Origin of the sequence: Povalibacter sp. (genome assembly GCF_036520495.1) — a bacterium.
Taxonomy (GTDB): Bacteria; Pseudomonadota; Gammaproteobacteria; order Steroidobacterales; family Steroidobacteraceae; genus Steroidobacter.
The window spans coordinates 57,126-77,994 of the sequence record NZ_DATDJO010000004.1; the positions used below are offsets into that span (position 1 = coordinate 57,126).

General features: G+C 63.0%; 15 protein-coding genes and 2 pseudogenes. 12 read left to right on the top strand and 5 right to left on the bottom strand.

Features of this window, described 5'->3' with window-relative positions:
• Positions 1-53 precede the first annotated feature (53 nt).
• Genes nagA through VIZ63_RS01170 form a run of 3 tightly spaced genes read right to left on the bottom strand, consistent with a single transcriptional unit; the run spans position 54 to position 2,961 of the window.
• Positions 54-1,205, bottom strand: coding sequence for an N-acetylglucosamine-6-phosphate deacetylase (gene nagA / locus VIZ63_RS01160; protein ID WP_331607640.1), 1,152 nt, complete (start codon positions 1,203-1,205; stop codon positions 54-56).
• Entirely contained in the window at positions 1,205-2,212 is a 1,008-nt protein-coding gene (locus VIZ63_RS01165) for an SIS domain-containing protein (protein ID WP_349261097.1), read from the bottom strand. Before VIZ63_RS01165 ends, nagA begins: the two co-directional genes overlap by 1 nt.
• A gap of 14 nt (positions 2,213-2,226) precedes the next feature.
• Complete coding sequence (locus VIZ63_RS01170) at positions 2,227-2,961, bottom strand: GntR family transcriptional regulator (RefSeq protein ID WP_414703736.1); 735 nt, start codon at positions 2,959-2,961, stop codon at positions 2,227-2,229.
• A gap of 248 nt (positions 2,962-3,209) precedes the next feature.
• Here VIZ63_RS01170 and VIZ63_RS01175 point away from each other — a divergent pair, with 248 nt between their 5' ends.
• From VIZ63_RS01175 to VIZ63_RS01215, 9 genes and pseudogenes are all read left to right on the top strand, one after another.
• Positions 3,210-5,912, top strand: a complete 2,703-nt coding sequence (locus VIZ63_RS01175) for a TonB-dependent receptor (RefSeq protein ID WP_331607643.1) — start codon at positions 3,210-3,212, stop codon at positions 5,910-5,912.
• Between the two features lie 61 nt (positions 5,913-5,973).
• Positions 5,974-8,157 (top strand): family 20 glycosylhydrolase, encoded by a 2,184-nt coding sequence (locus tag VIZ63_RS01180; RefSeq protein WP_331607644.1) that lies wholly within the window; start codon positions 5,974-5,976, stop codon positions 8,155-8,157.
• Between the two features lie 2 nt (positions 8,158-8,159).
• Entirely contained in the window at positions 8,160-10,676 is a 2,517-nt protein-coding gene (ptsP, locus tag VIZ63_RS01185; RefSeq protein WP_331607645.1) for a phosphoenolpyruvate--protein phosphotransferase, read from the top strand.
• A complete protein-coding gene (gene nagE / locus VIZ63_RS01190) occupies positions 10,673-12,367 on the top strand; it encodes an N-acetylglucosamine-specific PTS transporter subunit IIBC (RefSeq protein WP_331607646.1) in 1,695 nt (564 codons plus the stop codon). Before ptsP ends, nagE begins: the two co-directional genes overlap by 4 nt.
• Before the next feature lie 4 nt (positions 12,368-12,371).
• Positions 12,372-13,448 (top strand): acyltransferase family protein, encoded by a 1,077-nt coding sequence (locus VIZ63_RS01195; protein ID WP_331607647.1) that lies wholly within the window; start codon positions 12,372-12,374, stop codon positions 13,446-13,448.
• 423 nt (positions 13,449-13,871) lie between these two features.
• A pseudogene (locus tag VIZ63_RS25305) lies at positions 13,872-13,970 on the top strand (hypothetical protein); the annotation flags it as partial.
• Positions 13,971-14,050: 80 nt separating this feature from the next.
• A pseudogene (locus VIZ63_RS01205) lies at positions 14,051-14,137 on the top strand (alpha-amylase family glycosyl hydrolase); the annotation flags it as partial.
• A gap of 45 nt (positions 14,138-14,182) precedes the next feature.
• Positions 14,183-14,986, top strand: a complete 804-nt coding sequence (locus tag VIZ63_RS01210) for an HAD-IIB family hydrolase (protein ID WP_331607649.1) — start codon at positions 14,183-14,185, stop codon at positions 14,984-14,986.
• Between the two features lie 229 nt (positions 14,987-15,215).
• Positions 15,216-15,842 (top strand): LysE family translocator, encoded by a 627-nt coding sequence (locus VIZ63_RS01215; RefSeq protein WP_331607650.1) that lies wholly within the window; start codon positions 15,216-15,218, stop codon positions 15,840-15,842.
• Here the strand turns inward: VIZ63_RS01215 and VIZ63_RS01220 are convergent.
• Positions 15,754-16,611, bottom strand: coding sequence for a DoxX family membrane protein (locus tag VIZ63_RS01220; protein ID WP_331607651.1), 858 nt, complete (start codon positions 16,609-16,611; stop codon positions 15,754-15,756). The genes VIZ63_RS01215 and VIZ63_RS01220 overlap by 89 nt on opposite strands.
• Positions 16,612-16,837: 226 nt before the next feature.
• Between VIZ63_RS01220 and VIZ63_RS01225 the strand changes: the two genes are divergently transcribed.
• The 3 genes from VIZ63_RS01225 (at position 16,838) to VIZ63_RS01235 (ending at position 20,154) form a co-directional block, all read left to right on the top strand.
• The gene (locus VIZ63_RS01225) at positions 16,838-17,218 is read left to right on the top strand and encodes a VOC family protein (protein WP_331607652.1); all 381 of its coding nucleotides are present in this window, start codon (positions 16,838-16,840) and stop codon (positions 17,216-17,218) included.
• A 368-nt stretch (positions 17,219-17,586) separates the two neighbouring features.
• The gene (locus VIZ63_RS01230; protein WP_331607653.1) at positions 17,587-18,267 is read left to right on the top strand and encodes a GNAT family N-acetyltransferase; all 681 of its coding nucleotides are present in this window, start codon (positions 17,587-17,589) and stop codon (positions 18,265-18,267) included.
• Between the two features lie 300 nt (positions 18,268-18,567).
• A complete protein-coding gene (locus VIZ63_RS01235; RefSeq protein WP_331607654.1) occupies positions 18,568-20,154 on the top strand; it encodes a DUF885 family protein in 1,587 nt (528 codons plus the stop codon).
• A 125-nt stretch (positions 20,155-20,279) separates the two neighbouring features.
• On the opposite strand, the gene VIZ63_RS01240 is transcribed toward VIZ63_RS01235, so the two are convergent.
• Positions 20,280-20,846, bottom strand: a complete 567-nt coding sequence (locus tag VIZ63_RS01240) for a thioesterase family protein (RefSeq protein WP_331607655.1) — start codon at positions 20,844-20,846, stop codon at positions 20,280-20,282.
• Positions 20,847-20,869 lie beyond the last annotated feature (23 nt).

A 20,869-nucleotide genomic window follows, 5' to 3' on the forward strand; every position in this document is an offset into this window, starting at 1 on the left:
ATCAGACTATTCATTTGCAGTCTTTGCCCTGCGGGATTTGCGGCGATCACTCCTCAACGATCGGGCTCCGCGGTCCTGCCGTCGATCCACGTCTCGATCACGTTCAGCTGATCGTCCGTCTGGACCAGGCTCGCGCGGTAACCCGGCGCGATCTTGCCAAGTTCGCCATCGAGCCCCAGGAATGTCGCCGGGTATTCGCTCGCCATGCGGACGCATTGAGCGAGATCGAGGTGCAGCATCTGCTGCGCATTGGCAATCGCCTCCGACATGCTCAGGTGCGATCCGGCGAGCGTGCCGTTCTCGTCGAGGCACCTGCCGTCGCGCACGATGATCCGCCGTCCCTGCAGCATGAATTCATTGCCGTCGATGCCAACGCTCGGCATGGCGTCCGTCACCAGCATGAAGCGGTCGTGCGGCCTGCTGCGCAGGGCGATCCGCAGGGCGACCGGATCGACGTGCAGGCCATCCACGATGATGCCGCACCAACTCGTCGGATCGTCCAGTGCTGCGCCGACCACGCCCGGCTCGCGGCCCGTGAGCTGTGACATCGCGTTGAACAGATGCGTGAAGCCACGCAGACCCTGGGTCAGGGCAGCGCGGATTTCGGTGTAGCTGGCATTGCTGTGGCCGGCAGAGACGATCACGCCGGCATCCGACAGTCGGCGAATCATCTGCGGCGTGGTCATTTCAGGGGCCAGCGTGATCACCGTCTTGCCGCCGTGCAGTGACGTGAGCAGCTGCAAGCCCGTTTCGTCCAGTTCGCGCAACTTGGCCGCGTCGTGCACGCCCCTGCGTTCGGCGTTGAGGAAGGGCCCTTCGATATGAATGCCCAGTACGCCCGGCGTGCCCGCGTCGATGGCGGCCTGGACGGCTGCGATCGCGTTTTCGACCACGTGCAGATCGTCGCTGATCAACGTGGGCAGAAATCCGGTGGTGCCGAAGCGCCGGTGTGCGCGACCGATGGCGTGAATCGATTCGACGCCGGGGTTGTCGTTGAACAGCACACCGCCGCCGCCGTTTACCTGCGTATCGAGAAAGCCGGGGAGCAGCAGCTGGCCACGCAGATCGTGCTGCATCAGGCCTCGAACCCGCGGATCGTCCTGTGCGAGGACGTCGACGATGCGCGAGCCCTCGACTATGACTGCGAGTCCTGCGGTGAACCCGGCAGGTTGCAGTACGCGGCCATTGACGAATGCGAGGAGCATCAGAAGGTCTCGGTCACTTTGCGCAGGTGCGGCGGCACGTCCGGATCGAGGCCGCGCGCCAGCGCCAGCGACGCTGCCAGCCGGTAGAAACTCTGAATCATGAGCATCGGTTCGATTACCGGATGGGCGGCCACGACGGGAAGTGCGATGGCGCCGTCGGCGCGTCCGCCAGCCAGCAACAGCGTAGCGCCGCGTTCCAGGAAATTTCGCGACAGCGTTTCGATGCCGCCACGCGTTTCATCGCTCTGCGAGAAGGCGAGTACCGGGAACCCCGGACGCACGAGCGCCATCGGGCCGTGCTGCACTTCCGCCGCGCTGAAGCCTTCGGCATGCAGTCCGCAGGTTTCCTTGAGTTTCAGCGCCGCCTCCTGCGCGATGGCGAGGCCATAGCCACGGCCGACGACGAACAGATTGATCGCAGAGCGCAGATGCGCGATCGCGGCGCTCCAGTCGAGCGACCATGCCTCGCGCAGGTGTTGTGGCGCGAGGAGCAGCGCATCGAGCAGCCCGGCATTGCGCGTCCAGTTCGCGACGATGTGCACGATCGCGCTCAGCGAGGCAATGTAGGACTTGGTCGCTGCCACGCTGGTTTCCGCGCCGGCATGCAGATCCATCGAGTAATGAGCCAGTCGCGCCAGTGGCGAATCCGGCGTGTTGCTCAGGGCGATGACGAATGCGCCGGATTGCCTGGCGCGCTCCGCCGCGGCGAGCAGGTCAGGGCTTTTGCCGGACTGCGAGATGGCAATGAAGGCTGCGTCGCGCAGATCGGTGCTGGTGGCGTAGACCGAGCTCAACGAGGGCGATGCCGATGACGTCAGCACGCCGACGTGCGTTTCGATGAGATAGCGGGCGAATGTCGCTGCATGGTCGGAGCTGCCGCGCGCGCAGGTGACGACAGCGCGCGGCGCGCGGCGTTGCAGGATATCGCCCAGTTCCTGCGCGCGAATCTCGTTCGCCTGGATCTGTTTGCGTACCACCTCGGGAGCCTCGGCCGCTTCCCGGAACATGCGCGTATCGTTGTTCACGTGGTGGCGCTGAGTTCGGCGACGAAATCGTAGATATCGCCGCGGTAGTACGACTGTGAGAATTCCACGGCGCGCCCGTCCTTGAGGAAGCCAAGGCGCTCGACCAGCAGACCGGCATCGCGCTCCTGCGCCTTGAGCAGCTTGGCCTGTTCGGCCGTGAACAGCACCGCGCGCAGCCGTTGCAATGCGCGCACTGGGCGTGAGCCATTCTTCTCGAGCGCTTCGTACAAGGAGGTCTCGACGGTTTCGATCGACGGCAGGCAGGACGCCAGCACGGTCGCGTACTCGAGCGCCATCGGTGCGTCATCGGCATAGCGAATGCGGTTGAAGCGATACACCGGTGTGCCCGGGCTCGATCGCAAGGTCAGCGCTTCTTCCGGAGTGACAGTGCCGGCGGCACGATTCAGCCAGACGCTGCGCGGCTTGCGGCCGCGGGCGCGCATGTCTTCCGAGAACGAAGTGAGTTTCGCGAAATTTTTCTCGACGCGTGCGCAGACGAAGGTGCCCGCGCCCTGGCGGCGCACCAGCAATCCCTCATCGACGAGTCCATCGATCGCCTTGCGCACCGTGATGCGCGAGACCGACAGCTCATCCGCCAGGTCGCGTTCGGGAGGCAATGCATCGTCGGGCCCGACGATGCGCTTCTCGATCGCGTCGCGCAGCGAGCGCTGCAACTGCTGATAGAGGGGCAGGTCGTGCGCCTCATCGAGCTTCGGAAGGAATTGCGACAGCGTGGCCAAGAGGGGTCTCCGGTCTCTTGTTGTGTTTTCTACGGTGGAGAAGATGCCACTCAAATATTACCAATGCAATACCAATATAGACTTCGGCTACGCCGTGTTTTTATTTAACTTATTGAAAAACAATAAAAACGTACTGCAGAAAATTATTGGTATCAAACCGGCTTGGCAATTCCATTGTATTGGTACTATATTGGCCCGCAATTGGTCCGCTGACAAAACAACAGGGGTAGGGGTCGCACATGAACACCACACGTTCGACGTTGCTAGGTACGGCGATTGCGTTCGCCTTGTTCCACCACGCTGCACCGTCGCTGGCACAGACGGCCACGGCTGCTGCACCACGTGCCAACGAGTCGCTCGAGGAAATCGTCGTCACGGGCATCCGCGCAAGTATCGAACAGTCGCTCGAGGTCAAACGCGATGCCGACTCGCGTCTGGAGGTCGTGACTGCCGAGGAAGTCGGCAAGCTGCCGGCACACAACGTGGCCGACGCCTTGCGGGGCTTGCCCGGCGTGAACATCAGCTCATCCAGCGCCGATGAAGGCGGCTTTGACGAAGCCGACCGCGTCAGCCTGCGTGGCACCAGCCCGAGTCTGACCCAGACCCTCATCAACGGCCACAGCGTCGGCTCGGCTGACTGGTTCGTGCTGAGCCAGGGCAATAATGTCGGCCGCAGCGTCAGCTACACCCTGTTGCCGTCCGAACTGGTCAGCTCGGTGGAAGTCAACAAGTCCTCGCACGCGAAGTTGCAGGAAGGCGGCACCACCGGCACCGTCAACATCATCACGCGCAAGCCATTGCAATTTTCCGAGTCGCTCACCGTCGAGGCTTCCGTCGGCAGCGTGTATTCCGACCAGGCCGACTCCTACGATCCGCAGCTGTCGGGTCTCTTCAACTACAAGAACGAAGACGGCACCTTCGGCGTGCTGCTGCAGGTCTTCAAGCAGGAGCGCTCGCTGCGCCGTGATGCGCAGGAAATCCCGGGCGGGTTCTTCAAGATCACCGGCCAGAATCCCGACGGGAGCCTCACCCAAGTCGGCATCAACAATCCCGATCTGGTGGGTGTATATGCCCCCGGCCTCGTCGGCTCGACACTGTTCGAACAGGTTCGTGATCGCACGGGTGGCTTGCTGGAATTACAGTTCAGGCCTTCAGACAACCTGACCCTCGGCCTGAGCGGCTTCCTCTCCGACATGGACGCCAACAACTACAACCGCAACTTCATGCTGTGGGGCGGCAGCTTTGCCAATATCCAGTCGCCGCTGCCGGGTTACACGGTCGAGAACGGCGTACTGACCAATGCGACGTATGCGGGCGTAGCCGATAGAAACTACGCGGTGTACGACATGATCTATCGTGAAGCCACGGCCAAGAGCAACTACATCACCTTCGATGCCGACTGGCAGATCAATGACGCCCTGCGTTCCAAGGTCCAGGTGGGCACGACCGAGGGTGAAGGCTCGACGGATCGTCAGTTCATTGCCGAAGTGACCACGGGCAGCGGCGGCGGCGCCAGCTGGACCAGCCATGGCATCGGCTCGCCGCTGGACTGGAGTGTGGGTGGCAACAACACTCCGGCCGGCGTGACGAGTTTCGGTACCTGGGGTAATCAGCAGGTCACCGCCACGGACAAGGAAAACTGGATCAATCTGGACTTCAGCCAGGACGTGGACATGGGAGCTCTGACCTCGTTCGACTTCGGTGCCCGCTACGCCGACCACGAGCGTGAAACCCGTTCGCCCGAGGGCGCGAGCCCCGGTGACATCTGGTCCGACCTACAGAACGGTGAGACCGGTGCCTACCCGGGCGACTTCGGCAGCGGCATCGGCGGCTCCTTCCCGCGTGACCTGTGGTACTTCACGCCGAGCGCACTGAAGGACGCGATCATCAACAACTCCACCTGGCTGTCGGACAACGACGGTCCGACTGGCCGTCACAACTACGGTGGCGAATGGAAGGTGGCTGAGAAGAATCTCGCCGCCTACGTGCAGGCGAACTTCGCCGGCAGCGCCTGGAGCGGCAACTTCGGCTTGCGCTATGTCAACGTCGACCAGGACATCAACTCTTACCAGGCGGTCGCCAGTGCAGCGAATGCCGACGTAAGCAGTCTGTTTGGTAACTGGATCTATCAGAACACCAGCAACAAGCACAACAAGGTGCTGCCGAGCGCGAACCTGAAGTTCGACATGGGCAACGACGTGGTCTTCCGTTTCGCCGCTTCCCAGACCATGACCTTGCCGGACTATTCAGCACTGGGCGCTTCCAGCTGGGGCTCGGATCTGAACAAGACCGGCGGCGGCGGCAACCCGCACCTGAAGCCGGTGTTGTCCACGAACTTCGATGGCAACCTCGAGTGGTATTTCATGCCACGCGGCCTGCTATCCGTCGGGGCCTTTGCGATGGACCTCAAGGACTACATTGCCTTCGGTACCGAAACACGGATGCTGTACAGCGAGCTGACCAATCAGCTCGAGGCGTACAACGTCGCGGTTCCGGTCAACTCCAACGGCCAGGTGACGGGCCTGGAACTGGTCTACGAGCAGCCCATCGGCGACTGGTTCGGCTTCAATGCCAACTACACCTACGCGGATGGCAAGACCGCCCACACCTGGGCCGACGGCAGCAACAACCTGGTAGGCACTTCGAAGGACACCTACAACGCGGGTGCCTATTTCGAGAACGACAGGTTCGGTGCACGCGTGAACTACACCTATCGCACCGCGTTCCTGATCGGCCTGTCGGGCGCCAATCCGTACTACCAGGATGATTTCGGCACCCTGTCGGTGACACTGAGTTACAAGCCCACCGAGTGGCTGAACATCAGTGTGGATGCGTTGAATCTCAACGATCCAACGCTCACTTACTACCAGAGCGCATTCATACCGAGCGCGTTCTACAACAACGGGCGCCAGTACTATCTCAACGTCCGGGCCAAGTTCTGACCAGGCGGCCCCCGACCCGATCGGGCCGGGGGCCTTTTCCGGAATGATTGAGTGCGTCACGATGCGATCGCGCACGGATTTCGCGGTCGCTGCTCCCGGCTGGTTTTCGTCCATGCATCAGCAATACAGAATTCCCGCTCTTGCCTGCTGCGCACTCCTCGCACTGGCGGGCGGCTGTTCCAGGTCAGAGCCGGCAGCGGTGCAGGCCGCGCCGCAACCGGTGTCGATCATTCCGATGCCGCGGGAGATGGCTACGACGTCCGGGCAGTTCAACGTCACGCCATCGACGCGAATCCTTGTCCCGGCGGGCTCGGCCGCAGAGCCGGTAGCCCGCTACTTCGTAGAACTGCTGCAGCGAACGCGCAGCCTGTCATTACCAGTGGACGCTTCCGCTTCCGCAGATACGCAGGGAGCGATCGAATTTCAGCTCATGGCCGGCGAGAGCGTCGGGCAGGAAGACTATTCGCTCACCATCTCCCCCGAGCGGATCGTGGTTTCTGCCGGCGACTCTCGCGGCCTTTTCTATGGCGCCGTCACGTTGTGGCAGCTCATGACGCCCGGCGCTGCAGGCGACGCAATCTCGATTCCTGCGGTGACGATCAGGGACTCACCGCGGTTTCGCTGGCGCGGCCTGATGCTCGACTCGGCGCGCCACTTTCAATCACCATCGTTCGTCAAACAGTTCATCGACTGGATGGCGCTGCACAAGCTCAACGTGCTGCATTGGCATCTCGTCGACGACCAGGGCTGGCGACTGGAGATCAGGAAGTATCCGAAGCTCACGAGTGTCGGCGCATGGCGTGTGCCTGCTGGCGCTGCGGTCAACGATATCGATCCAGCCACCGGCAAACCCCGGCTCTACGGCGGGTTCTACACCCAGGATGAAGTGCGCGACATCGTGGCGTACGCAGCGGCGCGCAACATCACCATCGTTCCTGAAATAGAAATGCCCGGACATGCGAGCGCGCCAGTGGCGGCCTATCCGCAGCTGGGTGTGACGGGTACGCACCCGCCCGTGGTGCCTGCCGACTGGGGCGTCTATTCGACGCTGTTCAATGTGGACGATGCGACGTTCAGTTTCCTGGAAGACGTGCTGACCGAAGTCATGGCGCTGTTTCCGGGCGAATACATCCACGTTGGCGGCGACGAAGCCGTGAAGGACGAATGGAAAGCGTCGCCGAAAATTCAGGCGCAGATGCGCAGGCTCGGCATCAAGGACGAACACGCCCTGCAGAGCTACTTCATCCAGCGCATCGGGAAATTCCTGAATGCCCACGATCGCAAACTGATCGGCTGGGACGAAATTCTCGAAGGAGGACTCGCACCCGACGCCACCGTGATGTCATGGCGTGGGATCGATGGCGCGGTCGCTGCTGCGACGGCGGAGCATGACGCCGTGCTGGCGCCGCAGCCGGCGTTGTACTTCGACAATCGACAGAACGGCCCCAACGATCCATCCCCCGGTCGCGGTTGGGTCATCAGCCTGGAGGATGTGTACCGCTTCGATCCAGCGCCGGCGGCGCTGCAGCCGGATCAGCTGAAGCATATCCTCGGTGTGCAGGCTCCCATCTTCACCGAGCACATGCGAACCGAACAGCGGGTCGAATACATGACCTTCCCGCGCGCCGCTGCGTTGGCGGAGGTCGCCTGGTCGCCGGCCGAGCGGCGCGACTGGGCAGATTTCCAGGCCCGGTTGCCCGCGCAGTTGCGTCGCTACGATGCGCTGGGAATCCACTACGCGCCCACCGACGCGACGCTGAACGCGATCGATGCCGGCACGCAGCGTCGCAACAGTCACCAGCTCAGCATGTGCAGCGACAAGCTCGTGCTGTCGCTGACAGATGATGCGCCGGTGCACGGCGATCGAGCCGTGTTCCTGGTCGACATCCTGAATCCGTGCTGGATTTTCAAGGATGCGGACCTCTCGAGGCCCACATCCATCAGTGTGGCGGTGGGGCAGGTGCCCTTCAACTTCCAGATCGGCAACGACGTGAAGGCCATCCCGTTGCCGACGCCGCAAACACCGGAGGGAGAACTCGAAGTGCGGCTGGATAGCTGTGAAGGCGAGAAGCTGGCTACGCTGCCGCTCGCGCCTGCGGCATCGAGTCCTGCCGTGACGTCACTGCCGCCGGCGAGAATCGCACCGCGCGCCGGCGAGCACGATCTGTGTTTTATCTTCACGCGCAACACCGTCGATCCCATCTGGGTGATCGACAGCATCGAGCTGGCCGCAACCGGGGAGTGACGATGTCACGACTGACACTGCTGGCCCCGCTCGCTGGCTGGAGCGCACCGCTCGACGAAATACCCGACGCCGTGTTAGCGCAGAAGATGCTGGGCGACGGCACTGTCATCGATCCGACGGGTCACGTGCTGTTCGCGCCCTGTGACGGCGAAGTGATCTCCATTGCTCCGACCCGTCATGCGATCGCATTGCGTGCGACGAACGGAGCGGAAATCCTCATGCACGTCGGCATCGACACCGTGGGGCTCGGCGGCAAGGGGTTCGAGCTGCACGTGGTTCCCAATGCAAAAGTGCGCGCGGGAGACAAGCTGCTCAGCTTCGATCTGGAGTTCCTGGCGCGCGAGGCGAAGAGCCTGATGACGCCGCTGATCGTTACGAACGGCGAGCAGTTCGAGATCGTCGCGCGCCACGTGGATCGGGAAGTCGCGGTGGGCGACGCATTGCTGGAGATTGCTCCTGTCGCGTCAGCGGGTGCCAAGGCAATTCCCGATTCCGGCGGCAGCGAGACCGCCAGGATTCGCGTCGTCCATGAGCATGGCATCCACGCGCGGCCCGCGGCGCTCGTCGCGAGCTACGCCCGCGGGGTCAATACCGAACTGGAGATACAGGCGCACGGCCGCAACGCTAATCCGCGCAGCGCGGTCGCCCTCATGTCGCTCGGCATTCGCGGCGGCGATGAGTTCACTGTCGTTGCCACGGGAGCGGATGCTGTCAAGGCGATTGCCGGGTTGCGACAGCTGATCAATGGCCTCGAGCATCCGGCACCGGCGCAATCCGCATCTCAGCCGCCGAGACATGCCGTCGCGAACGGCCCGATCGACAGGTCGCGGCTGCGCGGTGTGATTGCCAGCCGCGGGCTCGCCATCGGCAGAGCGTTCTTCCTCCGCGAAGCGGAGATTGTCGTCGCCGAAGCTGGGTCCGGCCTCGCGCACGAGAGCGGCGAACTGGATCGCGCACGATCCGAAGTCCGCGATCGATTGCAGCAGCTGGCGAGCACATCGACCGCAACAGCGCGCGAGATCATCACGGCGCATCTTGAATTCGTGGATGACTGGGAACTGGTCGCGGCCGCGCGGCGTGCCATCGCCCGCGGCAAGAGCGCGGCCTTTGCCTGGCGTCGTGCCGTACGTGACAGTGCAGAGGTGCTGAAGGGACTCGGCGATCCCCGCATCGCCGAACGGGTCGACGATCTTCTGGACCTGGAGCGTCAGGTGCTGATCGCACTGCTCGGCCAGACACCGGCGGCGCAGGTCGAGATTCCCGATCGCGCGATCGTTCTCGCAGAGGATCTCAAGCCCTCACAGTTCGTTTCGCTGGATATTCACAAGCTCGCCGGTATCTGTCTCGCCACCGGCGGCCCGACGTCGCACGTTGCGATTCTTGCTGCCGCAGTAGGTGTGCCGACCCTCGTTGCTGCAGGTGCCGCGATTCTCGACATCGCCGATGACACGCAGCTGATTCTCGACGCGGAGCAGGGAGTCCTGCGCGTAACGCCTGAACCTGTGGAGCTGGCGACTGCCGAGCGCGCCATTGCCGCTCGCAGGCAACGACTCGCCGCCGAGCGCTCGGTGGCGCAGAGCCCGTGCAGAACCGCCGATGGTCAACGTGTCGAGGTCTTCGCGAACCTCGGCTCGCTGGCCGAAGCCCAAGCCGCTGTGGCGCAAGGCGCCGAGGGGTGCGGTCTGCTCCGCACCGAGTTTCTGTTTCTGGACAGAGAACAGGCGCCGGACGAACGCGAACAGTTGCGCCGTTATCAGGAAATCGCCGAGGCCCTGGGCGGGCGACCGCTGATCATCCGTACGCTGGACATCGGCGGCGACAAGCCGATTGCGTACTTGCCGTTGCCAGCCGAGGACAATCCCGCGCTGGGATTGCGCGGTGTGCGGACCAGCTTGTGGCAGCCGCAGTTGCTGCGGGTGCAGTTGCGAGCGCTGCTGCAGGTGCAGCCGTCAGGGCAGTGTCGTGTGCTGCTGCCCATGATCACCGACGTCGCCGAGATTCGCACGGTCAGATCTGTGATCGCGGAGGTCGCCCGCGAGCTGGGCATCGCAACGTTGCCGCAGCTCGGCGCGATGATCGAAACGCCGGCGTCGGCTGTGATCGCCGATCAGATCGCGCGGGAGGTCGACTTTCTGTCGATCGGCACCAACGATCTCACGCAATACACATTGGCCATGGACCGCGGCCACGCAGAACTTGCTGCACGCATCGATGGACTGCATCCCGCAGTGCTGCGCCTCATTGCGATGGCGGCGGAGGCGGGTTCGCGGCATGGGAAGGTCGTGGCGGTTTGCGGCGGTCTGGCATCCGATCCGGTTGCCGTGCCCGTGCTCCTGGGGCTGGGCGTGAGCGAACTGTCGGTCGTGCCTTCCATCGTTCCGAGTCTCAAACATCTCATCGGTCAGCTGACGCTGGACTCCTGCCGCGCACTCGCCCAGCGCGCGATGGCACAGGACTCCTCGGAGGCGGTGCGCTCGCTGCTGACGGAGTCGTCGCACGAACTCAAGGTGGCGCTATGAAACAGGTCGTCTCCGGATTACAGAAGATCGGTCGCGCACTGATGCTGCCGATTGCGGTTCTGCCGGTCGCGGCGCTGCTGCTGCGTCTCGGTCAGCCTGATCTGCTCGATGTGACGGCGATTGCGGCAGCGGGCGACGCGATTTTCTCGAACCTCGGGCTTCTGTTCGCGATCGGCGTCGCCGTGGGCCTCGCTCGCGAGAATCACGGCGCGGCCGGCCTCGCCAGTGTCGTGGGCTATCTGGTTGCGACCAAGGGTGCGGAAGTGTTGATTCCCGTCCCTGCGGACGTGAGCGCTCAATTGACCGGTCAGGCGGTAGCGCTCGCGGAGGCGGCGTTTCGGGCCAAGGAACTGGCCAAGCTGAGTGTGCCGGTCGGCATCATCTCGGGATTGATCGCCGGTGCGCTCTACAACCGTTACAGCGATATTCGTCTGCCGGCGTATCTCGCCTTCTTCGGCGGACGACGCTTCGTGCCCATCGCGAGCGGTTTTGCCGGGCTCGTCGTGGCGCTGTGCTTCGGTTTCGGCTGGCCGATCCTCGAGCGCGGCATGGACGCGTTGAGTCAGGCAGTGCTCGGGTCAGAGTCCATCGGTCTGTTTGCTTACGGTGTTCTCAATCGCGTCCTGATCGTCACCGGCCTGCACCACATCCTCAACAACATCGCCTGGTTCCTGCTCGGCGACTACCACGGCGTGACCGGCGATCTGAAGCGCTTCTTCGCCGGCGATCCGACCGCGGGCGCGTTCATGAGCGGCTTCTTTCCCGTGATGATGTTCGGCCTGCCGGCGGCGTGCCTGGCGATGTACCAGTCGGCACGCCCCGAACGACGCAAGGCCGTCGGCGGCCTGTTGCTGTCCATGGCGCTGACGTCGTTCCTGACCGGCGTCACCGAGCCGATCGAGTTCTCCTTCATGTTCCTGGCGCCGGCGCTGTATGCGATCCATGCGTTGCTGACGGGACTTGCGATGGTCGTGATGGATCTGTTCTCGGTGCGCCTGGGCTTCGGCTTTTCTGCGGGACTGTTCGACTACGTGCTCAACTTCTCGCGCTCGACGCGACCCTGGTGGCTGCTGCCGATCGGTGTTGCTTACTTCGCGCTGTATTACGGCCTGTTCCGGTTCGTGATCGTGCGCTTCGATCTGAAGACGCCGGGTCGCGATACGGAGGAGGCCGCCGCACCGGTCGCTGTCGCCACCGGCGCGAGCCCCGCGCACGCCTGGATCAGCGCTCTCGGCGGTGCGGCCAACCTCGTGTCGATCGATGCATGCACGACACGTCTGCGCCTGGTGATTGCAGACCAGACGGCAGTCAACGAAGCGCAGTTGAAACAACTCGGTTCACGCGGCGAGGTGCGTCCGTCTACCAATACGCTGCAAGTCGTCGTCGGCCCGATTGCCGACCAGCTGGCGGGCGACATTCGAGCCGCGCTGAACACGAAACCGCTTCCGGCCGCGCGACAGTCATTGGATGTCGCCGCTCTGGCCGCTGCGCTCGGGGGGCGCGACAACATCGACGATATCCGGGTGAGTTCGACGCGCCTCAGTCTCAAACTGAAGCAGACGTCTGCGGTGACCGCCGAGGCCATCAAGTGCGCCGGCGCCCGAGCCGCGGTTGCGGTCAACGAGCTGACGTGGCACGTCATCGTCGGGCCTCAGGCCGAGCAGACGGCGCTCGCGTTGCGTACCTCCTGATTTCATGCCCGCCTCGTATCGTGTCGCTTCCCTGGATATTCTCCGGGGACTCACCGTCATCGGCATGATCGTGGTGAATGCCGCCGCGGGTCTGCAGCGTTTTCCCATTCCAGCATCGTTGCTGCATTCGCACTGGATCGGGCTCACGTTTGCTGACCTGGTCTTTCCCGCCTTCATTTTCATGGTCGGCGTTTCCGTGGCCCTCTCGATGCCAACCGGTGCGCTGGATCGTGCAACGATGCAACGCATGGCAGTTCGTTCGCTGCGACTGATCCTGCTCGGCCTGTTCCTCACGAACATCTACTGGCTGGCGGACCCGGAGGCCAATACGTTTCGCTGGGGCGGAGTGCTGCAGCGAATCGGCATCGTGTTCCTGGTCATTGCGCCGTCGCAGCTCGTGCTCTCGACGCGCGCGCTCGTTACGGTCGCTGTCGCTTTGTTGGTCGGGTATTCGGCGCTGTGTCATCTGCCGGTTCCCGACGGCACGCCGGTCGATCTGCACGTTGCCGGCGCCAACTTCATCGCCTGGGTGGACCGCGTTGTGCTCGGCACGCATATCTATGTGCGAGGGCCGCTCGGTTACGATCCGGAAGGCTTGTTGAGTACGCTGCCCGCCATCGCGCAGGGATGTCTCGGGATCATCGCGGGGCGTCAGATTTCTGCATCGGGTACCCCGCTTCGCTTCGCGATCGGAGGCGTGTTGCTGCTCGTTGCGGGCGGGTTCGCGGCGCTCGTGATTCCCGTGAGCAAGGATCTCTGGTCAGCGAGCTTCGTACTGGTGACCAGCGGCATCACGCTCGCGGTGCTGGGTGCGTTGCACGAGTTCATCGATGTGCGTCGGTGGCGATTGCCGTTGACGCCTCTCGCTGCCGCGTTTGGCGTGAACGCCATCGCAGCGTACGTGCTCCACTACGTGACCGCAGGTGTACTGAACTGGAAGATCATGGACGTCCTGTACACGGCGGCTGCGGGAATCATCGGTTCACAGACCGCATTCATCCTGCCCATCATCGTGTTCGTCGGCAGCATCGGCTGGGCAATGCGTGCTCTGCAGCGGCGCGGGTGGATCATCAAGCTCTGATCGCAATTGCGGTCGGAGGCCCTGATGCAGCGCGCATCGATGCGGGCAACGAGCAGATCCGGCGGGGCAGCGGCTACGACCCCAACTATGCGATCAACCGCTCCTGAAGGGCGATGAAGAATCCGTCGGCTGCAAGTGAACGCCGCAGGAACATGCGGAAAACAAATCAGGATGCCGGGAACCCTGTCGACGTGTCGGGCATTGGCCGTTGACGTCGCCGCACACGTCGGCCGGGGAGAGAACCTAATGCCAGGATCCAATCATGATCATTCGAGATCGCCGGGGGGATTGCCGTCACTAGCCGTGGCAATGGTTGCGATGATGCTATCTGCGGCGTCCTTCAGCGCCGAGGCGCCACCGTCGAGCTATGCGCCCGTCGTACCGAAGGAAGACTTCGCGGCGACGATGCAGCGCATGTCCGCCACCAAGGCCGGCACGGTGGAATTCTTCAATCTGATCCTGGAAACCAGATTGACCGCCCGCGAGAAGGCCGATCTGGTGGTTTTCCTGCGGACGCTTTAGCCGCTTGGCCAACTGTCCGGTTTCAATACGGAAGAAGCCGGCCAGCCAGGGCATCATCGATCGCCTTTACTGGTGGCGAGCTTGGTGTCGACGCCATCTGGATCGCGCCATTCTTCGAGTCGCCCATGGCGGATTTCGGTTATGACGTGTCGGACTATCGCCCCGTCTGCGGGTGACGAATCCCGAGGCTCGGCCGCGAAGGTGCATCAGGCGTGAAACTCATTGGTATCGATGTGGACGGAACGTTGGTGGGCGCCTCGGGCCTGGTGCCGGAGGCGGTGTGGCAGGCTGCCGATCGCGCACGGGCGGCCGGGATTCATCTCGTCCTGTGTTCCGGCCGAGCCGCGTTCGGCGCGGCCCTGGACTATGCACGCCGACTCGATCCCGCGGGCTGGCACGCCTTCCAGAACGGCGCCAGCGTGCTCGATCTGGCATCGGGACACAGCCGCTCGGTCCACTTGCCGGACGCGTCGTTGCGCAGACTGATAACGCAGGCGCGCCGTACCGGCGAGATCCTCGAGCTCTACGGCGATCGTGAGTACGCCATCGAAAGTACGGCGCAGCGTGCGCGTGAGCACGCGGCGCTCCTGGGAGTGCCATTCAATGCGAGGCCCTTCGAGTCGTTGGGCGGCGAAATCGTGCGTGGTCAGTGGCTGGTCGAACTCAGTGGCGCCGAAAAATTTCTGCAGGATACCGATCCGGAACTCGAAGTCGCGGTGTCGTCATCGCCACTCATGCCGGACACGGCGTTCGTCGGCATGACCCGCGCCGGCGTGAGCAAGGGCAGTGCCATGCGCGCTATCGCCGCGGAGTACGGCGTCGATCTGCGCGACACCATGTATGTGGGCGATGCCGACAACGATTTGCCCGCTCTGAAAGTCGTCGGGCATCCGCTAGCGATGGGCAATGCTTCGCCAGCGGTACTGGCCGTCGCCACGACGGTGGTGGGTCATGTCGATGCAGGCGGGCTCGCGGAGGCGCTGCAGTGGGCGATCGATCGCGCGATCCCGGACTGAAGCAGCCTCAGGCATCGCGGCCTGATGCCTTTGCCATTGAGCCGGCACGTGGTCAGGATGATGCGAGCGTTCTTCGCGGGTTCGGCTAACTGGCTAACGGGCGTACTGGCTAACGGGCTAACGGCCAACCGGCCAGAGATTGAAGTACGCATTATTTTCCGGCTGGCCACATCGGGTTTGCGTGATCGACTCGAGTCTGTTGCAGTAAGTCGCCACCGGAGGAAGACGCATGCATTTCTGGCAAGGTTTCGCCGTCATTACTGTCGTTCACCTGCTTGCAGCGGCGTCGCCGGGTCCGGACTTCGCGTTCGTGACGCGTCAGTCACTGGTATACGGCAGAAGGGCGGGACTATTCGCCAGCATTGGTATTGCGCTGGGCCTCGCCATTCACATCGTCTACTCCGCGGCGGGACTGGCGGCGGTCATCGCGCACTCGGTGCAGTTGATGATGATCCTCAAGGTCGGCGGCGGCTGCTATCTCATCTATCTCGGCGTTCGCAGCTTGCTCAGCAAGGCGGGACCCGTGACCGCGCCCGAGGCAGAATCCGTGTCTGATCGCCCCTGGCGCCTGATCGCCGGAGGCTTTCTCTGCAATGCCTTCAATCCGAAAGCGCCGATCTATTTCCTGGCGCTGTTCACGATCGTGCTGTCGCCGGATCTGCCGACCGGTTGGCTCATGATCTACGGCGTGTGGCTGATGATCCTGCAGTGGTTGTGGTTCACGCTGGTGGCGACGGTGTTTACCCATCGTCTCGTGCGGGACAGGCTCATGTCCCTGCGTCACTGGATCGACCGGACGTTTGGCCTGGCGATGGTGCTGCTTGGTCTGCGAGTGCTGACTGCCGATCACGATTGACGGCGGCGATAGCGTCGTCAGTCGACCGGCTGGACGATGGGTATACCGTTGCGCGCAACAGCCATGCGGCGCCGGTGAGCGTCACTGCGATCCCAAGCATGGTCCATTCGACACGCAGCTCGGGATGCGCGAGCACACGCGGCAGATGCAGCAGCAGTACGAAGCAGGCGAACATCGCGGCGAGCAACGTCGATGCGAGTCGGGTCGCGACTCCGGCAAGGAAGGCCAGCCCAGCCGCTGCATGGCCGGCACCCGTCAAGTAGACCCAGAACAACGGTGCCGGCAGCCAGCCTGGGATCAGTCCGGCGCTGAAATCGTCGTAGACGAAGTGGCTCGTGCCGAAGACCAGCAGGCAGGTACCAAAGATCAGTCGGGCGATGTGCGCAACGCGGTTGCTTTGCGTGGTGGCTGCGTCGGCCAGTGCCCAACCCGCAGCACCGCCCGCGGTGATCGCCAGAATTTCCGCCAGCCCATTCCATTCGTACAGCTGCGAGGCATTGGCAATTGCGGCCGGCAGATGCAGCAGCACGACCCACAGTCCGTAGAAAATAGTCGCGGCCAGCAGTGTCGCCCTGGGTCGTATACCGGTGAGCATTGCCGTTCCCAGCGCGATGAGGATAAGAGCACTCAGATACGCCAGCACAGTTCGCCCCGGAATGCCGGCAGGCACGGGCTGCCATTGCATGGCGAAGTCGCCGACGCGTGCGCCGACGATCCCGAGGATCAGTGAGCCGAGTCCGTACCAGAGTTCGTTTCGACGTAACACCATATCGTCCTCCTGCTGTTGTCAGGCCGTGGAGTCGTACGCGGGCGTCCGTTGTCGTAGTTTGTCATTGCGCTCATCCGGACGAAAATGAGCCGCGGCGCTGCTGCAGGCAATGACGTCCGGCCGAACGTGCTTTTCGAATCGCCGATTCGGCGCTGCCGCGCCCGTTGACGGTGCCACAGTGAGTGGCTACGGTCGAAACATCATGCGCGTGGCGGGGGATATGCCAATGGCAATCCAGTTCAATCACACCATCGTGCCGGCGCGCGATGCGTTGAGCGCGGCGACGTTCCTGGCGGAAATTCTCGGTCGGGATCCTCCCCGGCGCTTCGGTCCTTTCTGGATGGTGTCGCTGGACAATGGCGTGACACTGGACTTCCAGGATTCGGACGAAGCCATGCCGATCGAGCACTATGCGTTCCTGGTCAGCGAGGCGGAATTCGATGCGATCTTTGCGCGAATCCAGGCGCGCAGTCTGCCGTACTGGGCGGATCCCATGCATACCCGCGAGCGGCAGATCAATCGCAACGACGGCGGGCGCGGGCTCTACTGGAACGATCCGAACGGCCACTATCTCGAGATCATCACGCGGCCTTATGGCAGCGGCTGACCGCAATGGCACTTACTAAGGATGCTTCTCCGGTTCCTCTGTGGGTCCGGCTTTCCCGCGGGGTTTCCCTTCGGCCGCAGCCGGACGTCCCGAAAAATGCAGATGTTCGACTAAAGGAAGGTCTGATTTATTCCGTTCGTGCTGGGATTGTCGAAGCACACCCAAAAATTAGTGCCCTGGTTTCAACACCGTAGCGTTCACCCTTCGATGGGTAAACCATTCCCTGCGGTCACGGTGCTCAGGGCGAACGGGGAATAAATCAGAGGTTCCTAAAGCCGAACCCACGAGATGAGCCGCGAATCGCTCAGCCGAGCCATCGACCCCTGACCGTGGTTTCGGCCCCTCGACTGGGACTAAGCTTGCAGGCCATGGATTCACACCCGCTCGATAATCCGCTGTGGCAGTCGTTGACGACAAAACACGCCGGTCTCGCGATTGCCAACGATGTCGCGGCGCGCTATCCCGCAGCGGTCGCGCCCTTTGCGGCCGTCGCGAACGCCAGCAGGGAAGCCGGCGATCGACTGCGGCAGATCATCGAGCCGGGTGAATCCGTCTACCTGGTCGGCGTCGCACCGCCGCTGGATGCAGGCTGGCAGGTGCTGTTGCAAACCTCGATTGCGCAGATGGTTTGCCACGCACGCATCGAGCCGAAGCCAGGGCCGCAGTTCCGTGCGCTCACCGATGCCGATCGCGCTGACATGATCGAGCTGACCACACGGGTTTTCCCCGGTTACTTCCGCGCCCGCACCAACGAAATGGGTCGATACATCGGCATCTACGCGGGCAACACGCTGGCAGCGATGGCCGGCGAACGCATGTGCCTCGACGGCTACGTCGAGATCAGTGCTGTATGCACCCATCCGGATTTCACCAGTCGCGGCTTCGCGGCACACCTGGTGGGGGAGCTGTGCCATGAAATTCTTTCGCGCCGACTCACGCCATTCCTGCACGTGAGCTGGGAGAACGCGCGTGCCCGCGCGCTGTACGCGAAGCTGGGTTTCGTCGATCGCGCCAGCGTTGCGTTGTGGTCGGTGCTAAGAGAAGACTGAGCCGGTACACAAAGGAGCACAAACGCTGAGGTAGTGCACCCCAGCTCCTTGGGTTCTACTTCGTGTTTGCCCCTCGTGTATCCAGTTCGCCTCTTCCGATAGGACTTTGTAGTTGGCCGTTGGATCGCGCACGTACTGATCCTGGTTTGCTGGCTGCGCGCCTTGGGCAGGCCCTTCCATCGGCTCTTCACACCTTGCGTCGTCAGCGGGCGAAGCTGACGATAGCCGCCTGCCGACGTACTGCGGAGGATGTCCATGCATGCCGCTGTATTCTTCCGACGTTTCTGCTGGGGGATGCTCATGAGCCTCGTCACTGCAACAGCGTTTGCTGCCGGTTCCTACAACGATCTGCTGTCGTTGTTCACCGAATGGCGCGGGTTCGAGCGGCCCGCTCTGCGCGAAGGTGCCCCCGACTACACGGAAACGACATTGCAGCGCAAGCAGCAGGGGCTGCGCGACATGCAGGAGCGCCTGCGCGCAATCGATCCATCGTCGTGGCCGGTGCCGCAGCAGGTCGACTACCACGTCGTGCGTGCGGAAATGAACGGGCTCGATTTCGACTTGCGAGTGCTGCGTCCCTGGCAGCGCGATCCTGCCTTCTATGTCTCTGTGTGGACGGCGCAGAGCGATACGCCGGCACACGAGGGACCGACGAATCACGCCCTGATTGAGCTGTGGATGTACCGATCCCCCTTGTCTGTCGCGGACCAGACGCGATTGGCAGCACAGCTGCGGGGCATTCCGCCCTTGCTCAAACAGGCGACAGCGAATCTCACCGGCAATGCGCGCGATCTGTGGATCGCGGGGATCGGAACGGTCCGTCAGCAGGCAAAGGATCTGGCGAATCTCGAGAAGGAGAATCCGGGCGTCAGCGCCGAACTGCGGCAGGCGATCAGTGTTGCCGAGGTCGCGACCAGCGAATTCGTGGCATGGCTCGAAGCGCAGGCGCCTTCGAAGAATGGGCCATCGGGCATCGGACGGGACAACTACACCTGGGGTCTGCGCAACGTTCACCTAGTGCCGCTGTCGTGGGAAGAGGAAGTGACGTTGCTGAAGCGCGAACTCGCACGCGCGCACACGGGTCTGCGCCTCGAAGAGCAGCGCAATCGCAATCTTCCGCCCATGCCGGTGATCTCGAGCCCGGAAGAATTCCAGCGACGCGGCAACGAGGCGGTGGCGCGCTACATGAAGTTTCTCGCGGATCGAAAGATCATGCCGATCCACGACTATATGGATCCCGCCATGCGCGCACAGATCGGTGAATTCGTGCCCGAGGCGACGCGCAACTTCTTCGCCATGGCGACGCATCGCGAACCGCTTACGCTCTACACGCATTTCTATCACTGGTGGGATCTCGCGCAGATGCGTGACGAACCGCACGCGAGTCCGATTCGGCGCGGACCGCTGTTGTTCAATATCTGGGACAGTCGCGCCGAGGGCATGGCCACCGGCATGGAAGAAATGATGCTGCACGCCGGCCTGTTCGACGATCAGCCGCGGGCACGCGAGATCGTCTGGATCATGCTGGCGCAGCGAGCCGCTCGCGGGCTGGGCTCGCTCTATGCCCACGCCAATGAATTCACCATGAAGGAAGCGGCGGACTTCCACGTGCAATGGACGCCGCGCGGCTGGATGCGCCCGGATCTCGATCTGCTCGGTTTCGAGCAGCAGTTGTACTTGCGGCAGCCCGGCTATGGCACCAGCTACATCACGGGCAAGTACCTGCTCGAGGAGCTGTTGCTGCAGCGCTCGCAACAACTCGGTGATGCGTTCTCGTTGTACGACTACTTCGCCGACATCAATGCCGCAGGCCTGATCCCGGTATCGCTGATCCGCTGGCAGGTGACCGGCAAGGACGATCAGATCCGCTCGCTGACGGCGAAGTAGGGAGGGCAGCAGAGAAGCGAGGCCGCGAAAGACCGCGACTGGAAGGGAATCCCACGGGCATAAAAGAAGGACAGATCAAGGGTCCGGAAGCCACGCTCGGTACCCTCTCTGATCAGTCAGTTTTTTTATGTGGTCTTTCGCGGCGTTCTCCCTGCTGCTTCCTCGGCTCGTAGCGTATGGGACAACGATTCACAGCCCGCGTGCCATTCGCGGATCCACTCCGGCAGCGGCGGTGAGGTCATGGACACGCCGAGTCCGGCCATCAGTTCTCCGGGTGTGAGGGAGCCCTCCGGTCCGCGAAAGACGCCGCGGATGGCGACGACGCCGATGACTCTTCCCTCGCGGATGAAACGATGTTCGAGGAAGGCCCAGCGTTCGTCCCAGCCGACCAGGCGCGTGTGAATCTCGAATGCCTGCCATGCCTTGATCTCGCGGCGGAATTTGGCGATCGCATCGCCGATGACCGGCACGGCATCGTGCCGTCGCGCGAGCTGGAAGACACCGGTACGTATGAACCAGTCGAACCGGCCAAGATCGGCGAGCGCCAGGTAACGCCCGTTGTTGACGTGCAGGTTGATGTCGAGGTCGTTCGGCCAGGCTCGCAGGCGCACGCGACTCGTTTCCAGCAATGCCATGCGCGCAGTGCCGGCGAGCCGCGCACTCACCTTGATCAGTCTCAACCAGGGGAACATTCATCGCTCCGTCGAGTGAAGGT